Raw genomic sequence first — 13,871 nt, 5'->3', positions numbered from 1 at the left:
GGGATTTTGACCTTAATTATTAATTCTAATAGACAATATGAATTATGTATTTATTTAAAGATAATAATTATTATAGTTTGTAGCATAAGGCAAATTAGTTAGGAGAGATTTAATATGAATTTGAAAAGTATTTTAGATGGAATAGATTTTAAAGTTGTTAAAGGTGATATTGATGTAGAAATCAATAAAATAAATTATGATAGTAGAAAAGTTAAAAATCTTGATATTTTTGTTTGTATAAAAGGCTATGCAACTGATGGGCACAGATATATTGATAAAGCAATTGAAAATGGAGCTAAGATAGTTGTTATTCAAGATGATATAGAGATAGATGATAATAGCATTACAGTCATTAAATGTGCAGATACAAGAAAAGCTTTGGCTTTAATGGGAGCAAACTACTATGATAATCCAAGCGAGAAGATGAAGATAATTGGTATTACTGGGACAAATGGGAAAACAACTACTGCATTTATGATTAAAGATATTCTTGAAGCGTATAATAAAAAAGTTGGATTAATTGGAACTATAGCAAATTATATTGGTAGTGAAAGGCTCCATACAGAAAGAACTACTCCTGAATCTTTAGAGTTACAAGAATTATTTTCTGAGATGGTTAGTAAAGGTGTGGAGTATTGTGTTATGGAGGTATCATCGCACTCGCTTGAATTGGATAGAGTTTACGGTGTTAATTTTGAAGTGGGGATTTTTACAAATTTGACAAGAGATCATTTAGATTTTCATAAGACTTTTGAAAATTATTACAAAGCAAAGTTTAAGTTATTTGAAAGATCAAGAATAAAAATTATTAATATTGACGATAATTATGGAAGACAAGTAGTGAGTGACTTATATGCTTTAAATAGTGACGATGTTTATTCATTTTCAGTAAAAGGGGATTCTGACTATAAAGCATTTAATGAAGAAATGGGAAGTAGAGAAATTAAATTTAAACTTAATATAAAAGAAGAAGAACAATTTATTTTAAATATACCTGGGGAATATAATATATATAATGCACTAGGAGCAATAATATCATGCTTTAAATCAGGGGTTCCAGTTGAGGCAATTAAAAGAGGCATAGAAAACGTAGTTGTTTTAGGAAGGTGCGAAAGAGTAGCTAGAGAGTATAATTTACCTTATGAAATTATAATTGATTATGCCCATACGCCAGATGGTCTTGAAAATATATTAAACACTTCAAAAGCCTTTACTGAAGGCAAGCTAATATCTGTATTTGGTTGTGGCGGAGATAGAGATAAAGTGAAGAGACCTCAGATGGGTAAGATTTCAACAGATATAGCAGATATATCAATAATAACATCTGATAATCCAAGAAGTGAGGATCCAATGAGCATTATAAAAGATATTGAAGTTGGTCTTGATAAGGAAAAGTATATTATCATTGAAAATAGAAAAGAAGCTATAAAAAGAGCGATTGATATTGCAACTAAAGGTGATGTAATAGTTATAGCAGGTAAAGGTCATGAAACATATCAAATTCTGAAAGATAAAACAATTCATTTTGATGAAAGAGAGGTCGTTAAAGAAATACTTGACAGAGAAAGAAATCATTAATAATGAATTATAGAGTTTTGCTTTAACATATACTGATAAAAAGGAGTGGATGATTTGGATTTGAATTTAAAGGAAATAATTGAAGCAGTCAATGGAGAGATATTAGTTAAAAATAATGAAGGGGTTTTTAAAAAGATTTCTACTGACACAAGAAAAATAGATGAATATGATTTATTTATTGCGCTAAAAGGAGAAAAGTTCAATGGTAACGACTATACAATTCAAGCTATTGAAAAAGGCGCGTCTATAGTAATAGTTGATGAAGTGAAATTTAAGTTGAAAGATTTGAAAAATAAAGGAACTATCATTAAGGTTGACAATACTAAAACAGCATTAGGTGATCTGGCTAGATTCTATAGGAAAAAGCTTGGAATAAAAGTGGTCGGAATAACAGGATCTACAGGAAAAACATCTACAAAAGATTTAGTTGCCGCATTCTTAAGTGGGAAATATAAGGTGTTTAAAACACAAGGTAATTTTAATAATGAAATTGGATTACCGTTAATGATATTTGAACTTTCAAAGGACTATGATATTGCTGTGCTTGAAATGGGAATGAGTAATTTTGGAGAAATTAATAAACTTGCAAGTATTGCTCTTCCCGATATAGCAGCAATAACTAATGTTGGCGTAGCACATATAGAATATTTGAAAACACGTGAAAATATACTTAAAGAGAAGATGTCAATAGCTGATTATTTTGAAGCAAAGAATTCTTTAATTATAAACTGTGAAAATGATATGTTAAAGTTAGTAAATAAAAGTGATAAATATAGTTTAGAGAAGATAGGTTATAATGAAGATTATGATATTCACGCTAAGAATATAAAATTAACTTCTGAGTATACCTCTTTTGATGCAATAACAAAAGAAAACAAAAGCCATAGATTTAAATTAAGTATGATTGGAGAGCATAATGTTTTAAATGCACTCTTGGGAATACAAGTAGCAGCAGATTTCGGGTTGACTTTTGATGAAATGGAAAAGGGATTACAAAATTTTAATGCAACATCGATGAGGCTTGAATTTATTAAAAAAGATAATTTTACAATTATAAATGATTCATATAACGCTAATCCTGATTCGATGAAGGCGGCTCTCGAAGTTCTTAAAAATTATAATGGAAATAAAAAGATTGCAGTATTAGGAACTATGGGAGAACTTGGAGATTATGCAAAAGAGGCACATACTGAAGTTGGAAAATATGCGAGGGGAAAAGCCGATATTTTATTAACTACAGGTGAATTCAAAGATTGTTATAAAGAAGGTTTTAAAGAAAATACAATAATATTTAAGAGCAAACAAGAATTAATGGAAGAATTAGTAAATATAATAAATAAAGATGATATTATTTTGGTTAAGGCATCTAGAAGTGAAAAATTCGAAGAAATAATAAAATATATAGAAAAATAAAATAAAACGAAGGAGGTGACTTGCCTTAATTAGGCATTTATTTTGATGCCTTAGGCAACACTGGATGGGGGAAGTAATAAATTCATTGATAAATTGGAGAATATTGGGGCCGTTAGTAATAGGGTTTATATTTTCAATAATACTTGGGCCTATATTTATACCAATATTACACAAACTAAAATTTGGCCAGAATATAAGAAAAGATGGACCTAAAAGTCATCAGAAAAAATCAGGAACTCCTACAATGGGGGGATTGATATTTTTCATTTCTACTGCCACAGCTATATTAATTATGGGGCAAAAACCAATGAGTAAAGAAATGATTATTTTATACTCATTTCTAGCATTTGGGTTCATCGGATTTTTGGATGATATTTTAAAGATAATACATAAGGATAATTTAGGTCTAAAAGCGGGACAAAAGATGATATTATTATTATTATTTTCATTAGCATTAGCATGGTATGGATATAGATATATTGGTACAGATATAATATGGCCTTTTGCAAGCAAGGACTATAGAATGGATTTAGGTATACTATATATACCATTTATAATTGTCTATTATGCGGCTGTAACCAATGCAGTTAATTTAACAGATGGGATTGATGGACTTGCAACTTCAGTTACTGTTATCGTATTGACATTCTTTGCTATAGTGGGCTTTAGAACACAAAATCATGAAGTGGCAGTTTTTGCACTAGCATTAGCAGGAGCGTTACTTGGATTCCTAAAATATAATGCTTTCCCAGCAAAAATATTTATGGGAGATACAGGATCTTTAGCTCTTGGTGGAGCTATAGGGACAATTGCATTAATGCTAAAAATGGAGTTATTTGTGGTTATAGTTGGGGGTATGTATGTAATCGAAACTTTATCTGTTATAATTCAAGTTACTTCATTTAAGTTAACTGGTAAAAGGGTATTTAAAATGTCTCCTATACATCATCATTTTGAACACCTAGGGTGGAGTGAAGTGAAAATAGTAACAGTATTTTCAAGTATTACAGCAGTTTTGTGTATAATAGGTTTTATAGCACTTTAGTTAATTAGATTTGGAGGATTTATGTATGAAGATCATTAGGTCCAAAAGAAAAAATAAAATGGGTGAAATTGATTATGGTATATTTTACACTGTAGTTTTGCTGCTTTCTATTGGTGTAATTATGGTTTATTCTGCAAGTTCATATTATGCTATGTTTAGATCGGGAGATAGTATGTATTATTTGAAAAAGCAGGGAATCGCAGCACTTGTTGGGGTTGTTGCAATGGCATTTACAATGAGTATGGATTATCATAAGTTAAAGAAATATACTGCGATGATAATGATAGGATGTGTTCCTTTATTATTAGTAGTATTTCTTTTCCCGAGTGTTAATGGAGCGCAAAGATGGATACCTCTTGGACCTTTTGGTAGTCTACAGCCATCAGAATTAGCAAAGTATGTGGTGGTGCTGTTTTTGGCTAGAAGCCTAGAAGTTAAGGGTGAGGGGGTAAAGCAATTTTCGACTGGGATACTACCCTACCTAGGTGTTTCAGGATTTTATGCAGCTTTGGTATTATCGCAAAAGAACTTAAGTATAGCGTCAGTAATAATGATTGTAACATTTATTACTCTTTTTGCTGCTGGCGGCAAGTTAAAGCATCTATTTGGGATAGTTGCTCCTGTAATGTTTGCAGCTGCAGTTGCATTTACAGTATTAGAACCTTATAGAATGAAGAGATTAATGAGTTTTACGAATCCTTGGAATGATCCGATAGGTGATGGATATCAGTTAATACAATCATTTTATGCATTAGGAGCAGGTGGAGTAACTGGATTAGGGCTTGGTCAATCGAGACAAAAGACCTTATATATGCCAGAGCCACATAATGATTTTATTTTCTCTATAATTGGAGAAGAATTGGGATTGATTGGGTGTATATGTATAATAACATTATTTATAATATTTATTTGGAGAGGAATAAGTGTAGCAATGAAGGCTAGAGATACCTATGGTACACTTCTTGCAATAGGTATAACATCTGTTATAGCAGTACAATCTTTAATTAATATTGCAGTTGTAACTGGATCAATGCCAGTAACAGGAGTACCTTTACCATTTATAAGTTATGGAGGAACGGCACTCTTAATAAATATGACGGCTGTCGGAATACTTTTAAATATATCGCGGCAAATTGAAGGAAAAGAAGAGAGTAAAGGAAATTAAAGAAAATGTTCTAATAAAATAAAGCGTAAAGAATTATGATATAGTTCCTTACTCTTTATTTTTTTACTCACATGGATGTATTTAGAATTGAATGTTTGAATAATAAAATATAATTTTCACAATTAATATAATTGTGAAAACATTTAACTGAGAAATATATAAAATCAATAGGAAAATTTAATGAAAATATTTTGTTAAAGTGGTATTATTATATATGTAAACTCATGCTATTATACAAGTAGTACAAAGAATAGGGATGGATATGATAAAACAAAGAAATAATAAATTGATTTTAAAGGCTCAAAAAAAAAGGCGAGTAAAAAAAATAATAATGATCAGTATAATTTTGATGATTGGAGGAATTGTTTTTGCAACAAAATCGGATTTCTTTATCATTAAGAAAGTATCTATCGTAGGTAATCCTATTATGAGCGGAGAGGATGTAAAGAAGAGAACGGAAAATTTAATTGGACAGAATATTTTATTTATTAATAAGCAAAATATTACAAATGAAGCAAAGAAAAATCCATATGTACAAAATATTGAGATTAGTAAAACATACCCGAAACAAGTTAATATTAAAGTTTTAGAAAAGCAAGGATTGTACTATGTGGAGAAGGATGGGTACTATTATATTTTAGATAGTGAGTGTAATCTTCTTGAGAAAACAGATAATATTGAAAATAGAAATTTGGTTAACATAATAGGAATGAATTTAAAAGACGTAGAGCCTGGAAAAAAGACAATTGATGATGATAGAACAATAAAAATTTTAGATATTTTTTTTCAGATAATAAATAAAAATCCTACTAATTATAATATAAATTATATTGACATAAGTGATCTTATGAATATAAAAGTTTGTGTTGGTCAAGTAGAAGGAAGATTAGGCAATGATGAGAACATACCGGATAAGATGAATAAGTTGTTACATATAATTGAAAATCCTAATATAGGTATTAGTAAAGGTTATGTTGACGTAGGATTTAATGGAGCACCTGTATATTATAAAGAAAGGTAAGATAATAATGAAGTTATCTAGATCGCAATTATTTATAGCACTTGTTTGTGGACTTTTAGGTTTTTTATTAGCATATCAATTTAAAGTATTATCTAATAAAAATATGGAATCCAATATTAGTAATTATGAAAAGAATGATATAATTTCTGAAGTAGAAGCACTTAAAAAGGAAAAAGATGAATTGACAAAGACAAATACAAAATTATCTGATGAACTTAAGCAAATGGAAGAAACAGCAGCAAAAGATGGTGACCTAGGTAAAGATATAAAGAATCAGCTTGATAATGCAAGAATGCATTTAGGGGTGGTTGATGTAAAAGGACCAGGTATTGTACTAACAATAACACCGAAAACATCTATATTTGGTTCTAACCCAAGTGATAACGGTAGAAATCTAGGAGAAGATGAATTGGTGCATATAGTAAATTTACTTTGGTATTCAGGAGCAGAAGCTATATCTATAAATGATATTAGAATAACTCCTCAGACAGGAATTAAAACGGCTGGGAACGGAATTGCTATAGGATCGACCGGAAAAGTATATCCTAAAGATAAGATTGTAATTAAGGCAATTGGAGAGAAGGGCAGACTTAATGTGGGAATATCCTTTCCAGGTTCTTTAGAATATCTTGCTCTTCCTAACTATAATAATGAAGTGAAAACAGAAGAGGATATATTTATAGGAAAAACAACACAATCATTAAAAAGTGATTTTATTAAATCAGTAAAAGAATAGGAGAGAGTAGATTTGATAGCAGTAATAGGACTACTAATTGGAGTAATACTTGGATTTGTATTAGATGTTAATATATCTGATAAGTTTTCACCATATATGTCTGTGGCTATTCTTGCATGTTTAGATTCAGTTTTTGGGGCAATTAGAGGTAACCTTTCCAAAAATTTTCAACCTGATATATTTATATCGGGATTTTTTGGAAATGCTTTACTAGCAGCGTGTCTTGCATATTTAGGAGATAAACTAGGGATACCCATATATATGGCGGCGGTAATTGTATTTGGAGGAAGAATCTTTGATAATTTCGCAATCATAAGAAGGTTGTTATTAGAGCAATTTAAGATTTGGAGAAAAAATAAATTGAAAAATAATTCGGTAAATGAACAAGATGAGATTAAATGATGAGGTGATGTGATGAAAAATAATAAAGACTTTCTCTTTGTTTTCATTGCAACAATAATATTAGGATTTTTAATATCTATAAATTTTAATTTCAAAGGAATTCAATCTTACAGTCAACTAAATTCATCCCAGTATCAAAATGCAGTTGAAGAAAGAGCAGCCTTGTATAGAGAAATAGGTAATTTGAAAGAAGATAATATTGAGAAAATAGATAAAATTAGGAATTATGTTAATAATGACAAAAAAGATGATAAGATTCTTGAGGATATGAAAGCTCAGATTAATGATTATGAAATGTTTATTGGATTAAGTAAAATTGAAGGGCCAGGGATAATATTAAGGATAAATGATGGGAAAACTAATGCAATGGAAGAAAATACAGACGAAATTAATAATAAGCTTTTGCATGATAATGATATGGCCTTGGTTCTAAATGAACTTCGAGTTGCAGGTGCAGAAGCTATTAGTGTTAATAACCATAGAATTGTGCCATGGTCAGGAGTTATATGCAATTGGGCTTTTATAGGATTTGATGATGGGGGAATGGAATATGCTCCTTTTAATATCTATGTAATAGGGGATTCTGAAAAGTTAAAAGCGGCTCTATTGGAGGATGGAAGTCATATTAAACAACTTATGTTTAGAAAACTTGATGTGGATATTAAAGAAGTGGATAAAATTATTATGCCTCCAACAAGTGCCAACTCAAATGTTAAATACATGAGTAGAGATGAAAGTAAGAAATAAAATAAATTTATAATTTTGCAGGAATTTTAAATTTAATATAGAATAATTATTATGTAAAGGAAAGGGATAGTTTTATAGGTGTTTATTATGGGAATTAAGCAAAATATTGAAGAACTAAAATCTAAAATTCCATCAGAAGTAACGCTTTTAGCTGTTTCCAAAACGAAGCCATTAGAATATTTAGAAGAAGCATATAAGGCTGGAATGAGAGATTTTGGAGAAAATAAAGTTCAAGAAATGGCAAAAAAAGCAGAAAGTTTTCATGATGATGTCAGGTGGCATTTTATAGGACATCTTCAAAGTAACAAAGTTAAGTATTTGGTTGATAATGTTCACCTAATACACTCGCTATCAAGTATCAGCTTACTAAATGAAATTGAAAAAAGCTTTGGTAAAGCGAATAAGATTGCGAACACACTAATTCAGATTAATATTGGAAGAGAAGAAAGCAAAAGTGGAATTTTAGAAGAAAATTTATATGAACTTATAGAAGCAATTGAAAAATGTAATTTTGTTTCTGTAAAAGGTATAATGGTAATTATTCCAATAGGAGATGAAGAAAGTAACAGAAAGTATTTTAGAAAAACTAGAAAGATTTTTGATGAGCTTAAGGAAAAAGAATATAAGAATATCAATATGAACATATTATCTATGGGAATGACTCATGATTTTATGACAGCAATAGAAGAAGGTTCAAACTTAGTTAGAGTGGGGACAGGAATATTTGGAGAAAGAAATTATAATTTAGGAGGCGAAAGTAATGAGTAATGTTATATCAAAAGTTAAATCTTTATTAGGGTTTGAGGATTATGAGGATTATGAGGACTATATTGAAGATGAATTCGAAGATGATTCTAAAGATGATGATACAATAGAACCAGTTATTACTAATAAGAAAAATAGTAAGGTAGTAAACATACACACATCTTCTACTACAAAAGTAACTATAACTAAGCCAGTTGATTACGAAGAAGCGACAGAGATTTGTGAAGCATTAAAAAATAGAAGAATAGTATTAGTTAACACAACAGTGTTAGAATTAAAGATAGCTCAAAGATTATTAGATTTTATTAGCGGTTCTTGTTATGCATTAGGTGGAGAATTGCAACAAATAGAAAAAGGTGTATATATTCTTTCGCCTTCAAATGTTGAAGTTACAAATGAATTAAAGAATGAACTTAGTTCGAAAGCGTTATTCAATTGGTCAAAATAGGAGGTTAAAATTATGATTAATAGTGTTTATATGGTTCTAGATATGTTCTTTAATATTTTGGAACTAGCTATAATCATAGAGTGCATAGCTTCATGGATTCCTCAACTTCAGGGAAATAAATTTTTAAATTTAATACACAATTTTGTTTATCCTATTTTAGAGCCATTTAGGAGGCTTCAAGATAGACTAATTTCAGGAATACCAATGGATTTTTCGCCTATAATTGCTCTTCTAGTTATAAATTTACTAAGAGGTCTTATACTTTGAATATAAAAGATAAAATAATTAATAACTTCTCGGATGATGAAAAGAACGACGTATTAAATTTATATGAGAAATATATATTGTCTAGAGATAAAGGTATATGTGTATTTGGAAAAAACTTTTATACTCCCAATATATGGACTTGGTTTGAAAAAAACTTAGGCAATGATGTCAAAATTAATAGCTATGGATTATTCGAAGATTCTGAGAGAAGAATGATTTCTTTTAATAATATTTATGAGATTCCATATCCAATGAAATTAATAAAAATTCAGAGCACTTCAAAATTTTCAAATCTTACTCATAGAGATTTTTTAGGTGGAATTTTGTCACTTGGGATAGAGAGAAGCAAAATTGGGGATTTGCAAGTAGATAATAATACGTGCTTTGTACCCATACACGAAGAAATAGAAAATTTTATTTTATATAATTTAGAGAAAATTTCTAAGGTTATCTGTAATATAGAAATAGTCGATGATTTTGGAACTCTACCCCAGACAGTTTTTAAAGAAGAAATTATTTTAGTTTCTTCTTTAAGGATTGATGGGGTAGTTTCTAAAATTATAAATATATCTAGATCTAAGGCTCAGTCAATGATTGAGCAAGGTTTAGTGCTCGTTAATTATGTTAAAATAAAAGACAAAAGTTATGAACTAAAAGGTGAAGAAAGAATTACTATAAGAGGTTTTGGAAAATTTATTTTGGGTAATTCTATTGGGAATAGCAAAAGCGGAAGAAATAAAATTATTATTAAAAAATATACATAGTTGAGGTGAAAGTATGAAATTAACACCAATGGATATAAACAATAAAGAATTTAAGAAAGCTTTGAGAGGTTATAATTCAGATGAGGTTGATGAATTCTTAGATGAAGTTGTTGATAATTATGAAGAATTGTATAAAGAAAATGCAAACTTGAAGGAAAAGTTATCTAATCTTAATGAGAAGGTTGATCACTATTCGAAAATTGAAACAACTATACAAAATACATTGTTACTTGCACAAAATGCTGCAGAACAAGCAAAAAATTCTGCTCAGAAAGAGGCTGAATTATTATTAAAAAATGCAAACGAAACAGCTCAAAAGATTTTGGATAAAGCACATAATGATGTTATACAAATTAATGATGAGTATGAAAAAGTAAAACAAGAGTTTATAAAATTTAGAGCAAAATATAGAAATTTTATGAATACACAGTTAGAAACCTTTGATGATTTAGAAAAGGATTTTATAAAAAATTATAATGTTTCAGATCCAATAGATGATGATGAAATTAAAGAAGATATAATAGAAAAAGAAATTAGTAGTGAGAATAATGAAAATGAAAAGAAATCAGAGGAATCCTCACAATTAAATGAGTATGGTTCATTAAACGATGAGTTAAATGAAATCAAAAGCTTTTTTGTTCAAAGTGAATAAGATGTAAGAAATATAAAAAAGAACCGTTTATTTACGGTTCTTTTTTTATTTCTTAATTCATTCCTTTATAGTTTCTGAGTTATTAAATTTATTGTTTAATATTAAGTTTTCAATTGTAAAGTGTAGGTTATTATATTATAATGTTGAAAGAATATGCTAAAGAGGAAGGGCTACTGATTTATGGAAAAAAATATTTTTATAGTTGATGAAAAAGATAAAGGTATTAGAATTGATAAATATTTATCTGAAGTATTTGATGATAAATCAAGATCTTTCATTCAGGGACTTATCGAAAAAGAGAGTATTAAAGTTAATAATAAAATTCAAAAAAGCAATTATAAATTAAAGCCTTATGATGAGATTGAAGTATTGCTTAGTGAACCTGAAATTCTAAAAGTTGACCCAGAGGATATACCGCTAACTATATTATATGGAGATAAAGATATAGTAGTTGTTAATAAGGAACAAGGCATGGTTGTACATCCGGCGCCGGGTAATTACAATGGAACTTTAGTAAATGCATTACTTTTTCATTGTAAAGATTTATCAAGTATAAATGGGGTAATAAGACCAGGAATAGTCCATAGAATTGATAAAGATACATCGGGTGTTTTAGTAATTGCTAAAAATGATGAAGCTCATAATAAACTTTCGGAACAATTGAAAGATCATTCAATGAAGAGGGAATATTATGCTTTAGTCGAAGGAAGAATAAAGAATGACAATGGAACGATAAATAAACCTTTGGCAAGAAATAAAAAGGATAGGCTTAAGATAGCTGTTGTAGAAGGCGGTAAAAATGCAATAACACATTATGAAGTCTTAGAGAGATATAATGGTTATACTTTGATAAAGTGCATATTAGAAACAGGAAGGACCCATCAAATAAGGGTGCATATGTCATCAATCGGTTTTCCTTTAGTTGGTGATCCTCTGTATGGATTTAAAAAACAAAAATTTAAATTAAAAGGGCAAATGCTGCATGCCAAGACTTTAGGATTTATTCATCCAAGTAAAAATGAGTATATGGAGTTTACAACAGAATTGCCACAATACTTTGAAGAAATATTAAATAAACTAAGAAATGAATTAAAATAATAAGAGTTGGAGGGCATAATATGAAAGTAAAAGCAGTTTTATTGGATGAAAAAGCTGTAAATAGAACATTAATAAGGATTGCTCATGAGATAATAGAAAGAAATAAAGGTATTGAAGACTTAGTTTTGCTAGGGATTAAGACAAGGGGATATCCTCTTGCTAAGAGAATTGCAAATTACATAAAGGGGATTGAAGGCAAGGAGGTTCCGGTTGGATCTGTAGATATAACATTATATAGAGATGACCTGACTAAAATAAGTGAAGATTTGGAAATTAGAAATCTGGACTTAGGTCTTGAAATAAAGGATAAAAAAATAGTTATAGTGGATGATGTTCTATACACATGCAGAACGGCAAGAGCAGCAATTGATGCTGTAATAGATGTTAATAGGCCTACGGGAATTCAATTAGCAGTATTAATAGATAGAGGACATAAAGAATTACCAATAAGAGCAGATTATGTTGGTAAAAATATTCCTACTTCTAAAAATGAGGTGATAGCAGTTTCGCTGAAAGAAATTGATGGAGAAGATTCAGTTAAAATATATGATAAAGAGTAACAAATAAGGGAGAATACAGAAGTATGTACGACTTAATCGCAACAAGTACGTTTGGAATAGAAAGTATAACTGCAAAAGAGCTCAAAGCATTAGGATATGAAGACTTAAAAATTGAAAATGGAAAAGTGACTTTTGAAGGCGATGAAATGGATATTGCAATTTGCAATATTCATTTAAGAACAGCTGATAGAGTACTAATTAAAATGGCTGAATTTGAGGCAAAATCGTTTGAAGAATTATTTCAAGGAACAAAAAAAGTAGAGTGGAGTAAGATAATTCCAAAGGATGGAATTATGCATGTAGTTGGTAAAAGTGTTAAATCAACACTTTATAGTGTTCCAGATTGCCAATCTATAGTAAAAAAAGCTGTAATAAAAAGTATGAGTGAAAGTTATGGTATAGATACTTTTAGTGAGACTGGTCCTGTATACAAAATAGAGGTAGCAATTTTGAAAGATGTCGTTACCCTTACAATAGATACAACGGGACCTGGCTTACATAAGAGAGGTTATAGAGAGCTTGCTGGGGCGGCACCACTAAAAGAAACTTTGGCAGCATCAATGTTATTAATCTCACGATGGAATGATGAATTTGAACTTATTGACCCGTTTTGTGGTTCTGGAACCATATTAATTGAAGCTGCTATGATAGCTCAGAATATAGCGCCAGGAATAGATAGAAATTTCGTATGTGAAACGTGGCCATCAATGAGTGGAAATACATTTGATATCGTAAGAGATGGCGCTAGAAAATCTGAAAAAAATAAAGACATTAAACTAATAGGATATGATATAGATTATAAGGTTATAAAAGTTGCAATGGAAAATGCGAAAAAAGCTAGAGTTGATAAATATATACAATTTCAAAAAAGAGATTTCATGGAATTTTCAACCTCAAGAAAATATGGATTTATAATTTCAAACCCACCATATGGAGAAAGAATTGGAGAAAAAGAAATATTACCTTCTCTATATAAGCACATGGGAAATATGAAGAAAAAATTAGAGACTTGGGATTTTAATATATTAACTTCATTTGAATTGTTTGAAAAAACATTTGGAATAAAGTCAACTAAAAATAGAAAGTTATATAATGGCAAAATTAAATGTTACTATTATCAATATCTTAATAATGATAAAATTAAAAACATGGGTGATTTGTTGATAAATCAATTAATGGATTAGTATGTTAATAAATTAAATATTAACAC

The 13,871-nt window shown here is 29.4% G+C and carries 16 protein-coding genes; all 16 read left to right on the top strand.

The window, feature by feature from the left end; genetic code table 11:
- Positions 1–114: 114 nt before the first annotated feature.
- The 16 genes from D2A34_RS16395 (at position 115) to D2A34_RS16320 (ending at position 13,845) form a co-directional block, all read left to right on the top strand.
- Complete coding sequence (locus tag D2A34_RS16395) at positions 115–1,578, top strand: UDP-N-acetylmuramoyl-L-alanyl-D-glutamate--2,6-diaminopimelate ligase (RefSeq protein ID WP_079440078.1); 1,464 nt, start codon at positions 115–117, stop codon at positions 1,576–1,578.
- A 54-nt stretch (positions 1,579–1,632) separates the two neighbouring features.
- Positions 1,633–2,991 carry a UDP-N-acetylmuramoyl-tripeptide--D-alanyl-D-alanine ligase gene (locus D2A34_RS16390; protein ID WP_079440077.1) on the top strand — a complete coding sequence of 453 codons (1,359 nt, stop codon included), beginning with the start codon at positions 1,633–1,635 and terminating at the stop codon, positions 2,989–2,991.
- A gap of 64 nt (positions 2,992–3,055) precedes the next feature.
- A complete protein-coding gene (gene mraY, locus D2A34_RS16385; protein ID WP_079440076.1) occupies positions 3,056–4,036 on the top strand; it encodes a phospho-N-acetylmuramoyl-pentapeptide-transferase in 981 nt (326 codons plus the stop codon).
- Positions 4,037–4,061: 25 nt separating this feature from the next.
- The gene (gene spoVE, locus D2A34_RS16380) at positions 4,062–5,201 is read left to right on the top strand and encodes a stage V sporulation protein E (protein ID WP_079440075.1); all 1,140 of its coding nucleotides are present in this window, start codon (positions 4,062–4,064) and stop codon (positions 5,199–5,201) included.
- Positions 5,202–5,463: 262 nt separating this feature from the next.
- Positions 5,464–6,222: a cell division protein FtsQ/DivIB gene (locus D2A34_RS16375; protein WP_079440074.1), complete on the top strand. Its 759-nt coding sequence runs from the start codon at positions 5,464–5,466 to the stop codon at positions 6,220–6,222.
- Between the two features lie 7 nt (positions 6,223–6,229).
- Positions 6,230–6,958 carry a DUF881 domain-containing protein gene (locus D2A34_RS16370; RefSeq protein ID WP_079440073.1) on the top strand — a complete coding sequence of 243 codons (729 nt, stop codon included), beginning with the start codon at positions 6,230–6,232 and terminating at the stop codon, positions 6,956–6,958.
- Between the two features lie 12 nt (positions 6,959–6,970).
- Entirely contained in the window at positions 6,971–7,360 is a 390-nt protein-coding gene (locus D2A34_RS16365; RefSeq protein WP_079440072.1) for a small basic family protein, read from the top strand.
- A gap of 12 nt (positions 7,361–7,372) precedes the next feature.
- The gene (locus D2A34_RS16360; protein ID WP_079440071.1) at positions 7,373–8,107 is read left to right on the top strand and encodes a DUF881 domain-containing protein; all 735 of its coding nucleotides are present in this window, start codon (positions 7,373–7,375) and stop codon (positions 8,105–8,107) included.
- 87 nt (positions 8,108–8,194) lie between these two features.
- The gene (locus D2A34_RS16355; RefSeq protein WP_079440070.1) at positions 8,195–8,875 is read left to right on the top strand and encodes a YggS family pyridoxal phosphate-dependent enzyme; all 681 of its coding nucleotides are present in this window, start codon (positions 8,195–8,197) and stop codon (positions 8,873–8,875) included.
- The gene (locus D2A34_RS16350; protein WP_079440069.1) at positions 8,868–9,320 is read left to right on the top strand and encodes a cell division protein SepF; all 453 of its coding nucleotides are present in this window, start codon (positions 8,868–8,870) and stop codon (positions 9,318–9,320) included. The genes D2A34_RS16355 and D2A34_RS16350 overlap by 8 nt, the downstream gene beginning before the upstream one ends.
- A gap of 12 nt (positions 9,321–9,332) precedes the next feature.
- Positions 9,333–9,587 (top strand): YggT family protein, encoded by a 255-nt coding sequence (locus D2A34_RS16345; RefSeq protein ID WP_079440068.1) that lies wholly within the window; start codon positions 9,333–9,335, stop codon positions 9,585–9,587.
- Between the two features lie 2 nt (positions 9,588–9,589).
- The gene (locus D2A34_RS16340; RefSeq protein ID WP_079440109.1) at positions 9,590–10,351 is read left to right on the top strand and encodes a YlmH family RNA-binding protein; all 762 of its coding nucleotides are present in this window, start codon (positions 9,590–9,592) and stop codon (positions 10,349–10,351) included.
- A 13-nt stretch (positions 10,352–10,364) separates the two neighbouring features.
- The gene (locus D2A34_RS16335) at positions 10,365–11,003 is read left to right on the top strand and encodes a DivIVA domain-containing protein (protein WP_079440067.1); all 639 of its coding nucleotides are present in this window, start codon (positions 10,365–10,367) and stop codon (positions 11,001–11,003) included.
- A gap of 180 nt (positions 11,004–11,183) precedes the next feature.
- Positions 11,184–12,101: an RluA family pseudouridine synthase gene (locus D2A34_RS16330; RefSeq protein WP_079440066.1), complete on the top strand. Its 918-nt coding sequence runs from the start codon at positions 11,184–11,186 to the stop codon at positions 12,099–12,101.
- Positions 12,102–12,121: 20 nt separating this feature from the next.
- Positions 12,122–12,661 (top strand): bifunctional pyr operon transcriptional regulator/uracil phosphoribosyltransferase PyrR, encoded by a 540-nt coding sequence (pyrR, locus tag D2A34_RS16325; RefSeq protein ID WP_079440065.1) that lies wholly within the window; start codon positions 12,122–12,124, stop codon positions 12,659–12,661.
- 23 nt (positions 12,662–12,684) lie between these two features.
- A complete protein-coding gene (locus tag D2A34_RS16320) occupies positions 12,685–13,845 on the top strand; it encodes a THUMP domain-containing class I SAM-dependent RNA methyltransferase (protein WP_079440064.1) in 1,161 nt (386 codons plus the stop codon).
- Positions 13,846–13,871 lie beyond the last annotated feature (26 nt).

The organism is Clostridium chromiireducens (assembly GCF_003575225.1).
GTDB lineage: Bacteria > Bacillota > Clostridia > Clostridiales > Clostridiaceae > Clostridium > Clostridium chromiireducens.
This window is presented reverse-complemented; position numbering and strand designations above follow the sequence as displayed.

Excerpts from the sequence above, each read along its gene's own strand:
- D2A34_RS16330 (WP_079440066.1), top strand. The coding sequence starts at position 11,184 with ATGGAAAAAAATATTTTTATAGTTGATGAAAAAGATAAAGGTATTAGA.
- D2A34_RS16320 (WP_079440064.1), top strand. The coding sequence starts at position 12,685 with ATGTACGACTTAATCGCAACAAGTACGTTTGGAATAGAAAGTATAACT.
- D2A34_RS16395 (WP_079440078.1), top strand. The coding sequence starts at position 115 with ATGAATTTGAAAAGTATTTTAGATGGAATAGATTTTAAAGTTGTTAAA.
- spoVE (WP_079440075.1), top strand. The coding sequence starts at position 4,062 with ATGAAGATCATTAGGTCCAAAAGAAAAAATAAAATGGGTGAAATTGAT.
- D2A34_RS16350 (WP_079440069.1), top strand. The coding sequence starts at position 8,868 with ATGAGTAATGTTATATCAAAAGTTAAATCTTTATTAGGGTTTGAGGAT.
- D2A34_RS16335 (WP_079440067.1), top strand. The coding sequence starts at position 10,365 with ATGAAATTAACACCAATGGATATAAACAATAAAGAATTTAAGAAAGCT.
- D2A34_RS16345 (WP_079440068.1), top strand. The coding sequence starts at position 9,333 with ATGATTAATAGTGTTTATATGGTTCTAGATATGTTCTTTAATATTTTG.
- pyrR (WP_079440065.1), top strand. The coding sequence starts at position 12,122 with ATGAAAGTAAAAGCAGTTTTATTGGATGAAAAAGCTGTAAATAGAACA.
- D2A34_RS16370 (WP_079440073.1), top strand. The coding sequence starts at position 6,230 with ATGAAGTTATCTAGATCGCAATTATTTATAGCACTTGTTTGTGGACTT.
- D2A34_RS16375 (WP_079440074.1), top strand. The coding sequence starts at position 5,464 with ATGATAAAACAAAGAAATAATAAATTGATTTTAAAGGCTCAAAAAAAA.
- mraY (WP_079440076.1), top strand. The coding sequence starts at position 3,056 with ATGGGGGAAGTAATAAATTCATTGATAAATTGGAGAATATTGGGGCCG.
- D2A34_RS16360 (WP_079440071.1), top strand. The coding sequence starts at position 7,373 with ATGAAAAATAATAAAGACTTTCTCTTTGTTTTCATTGCAACAATAATA.
- D2A34_RS16355 (WP_079440070.1), top strand. The coding sequence starts at position 8,195 with ATGGGAATTAAGCAAAATATTGAAGAACTAAAATCTAAAATTCCATCA.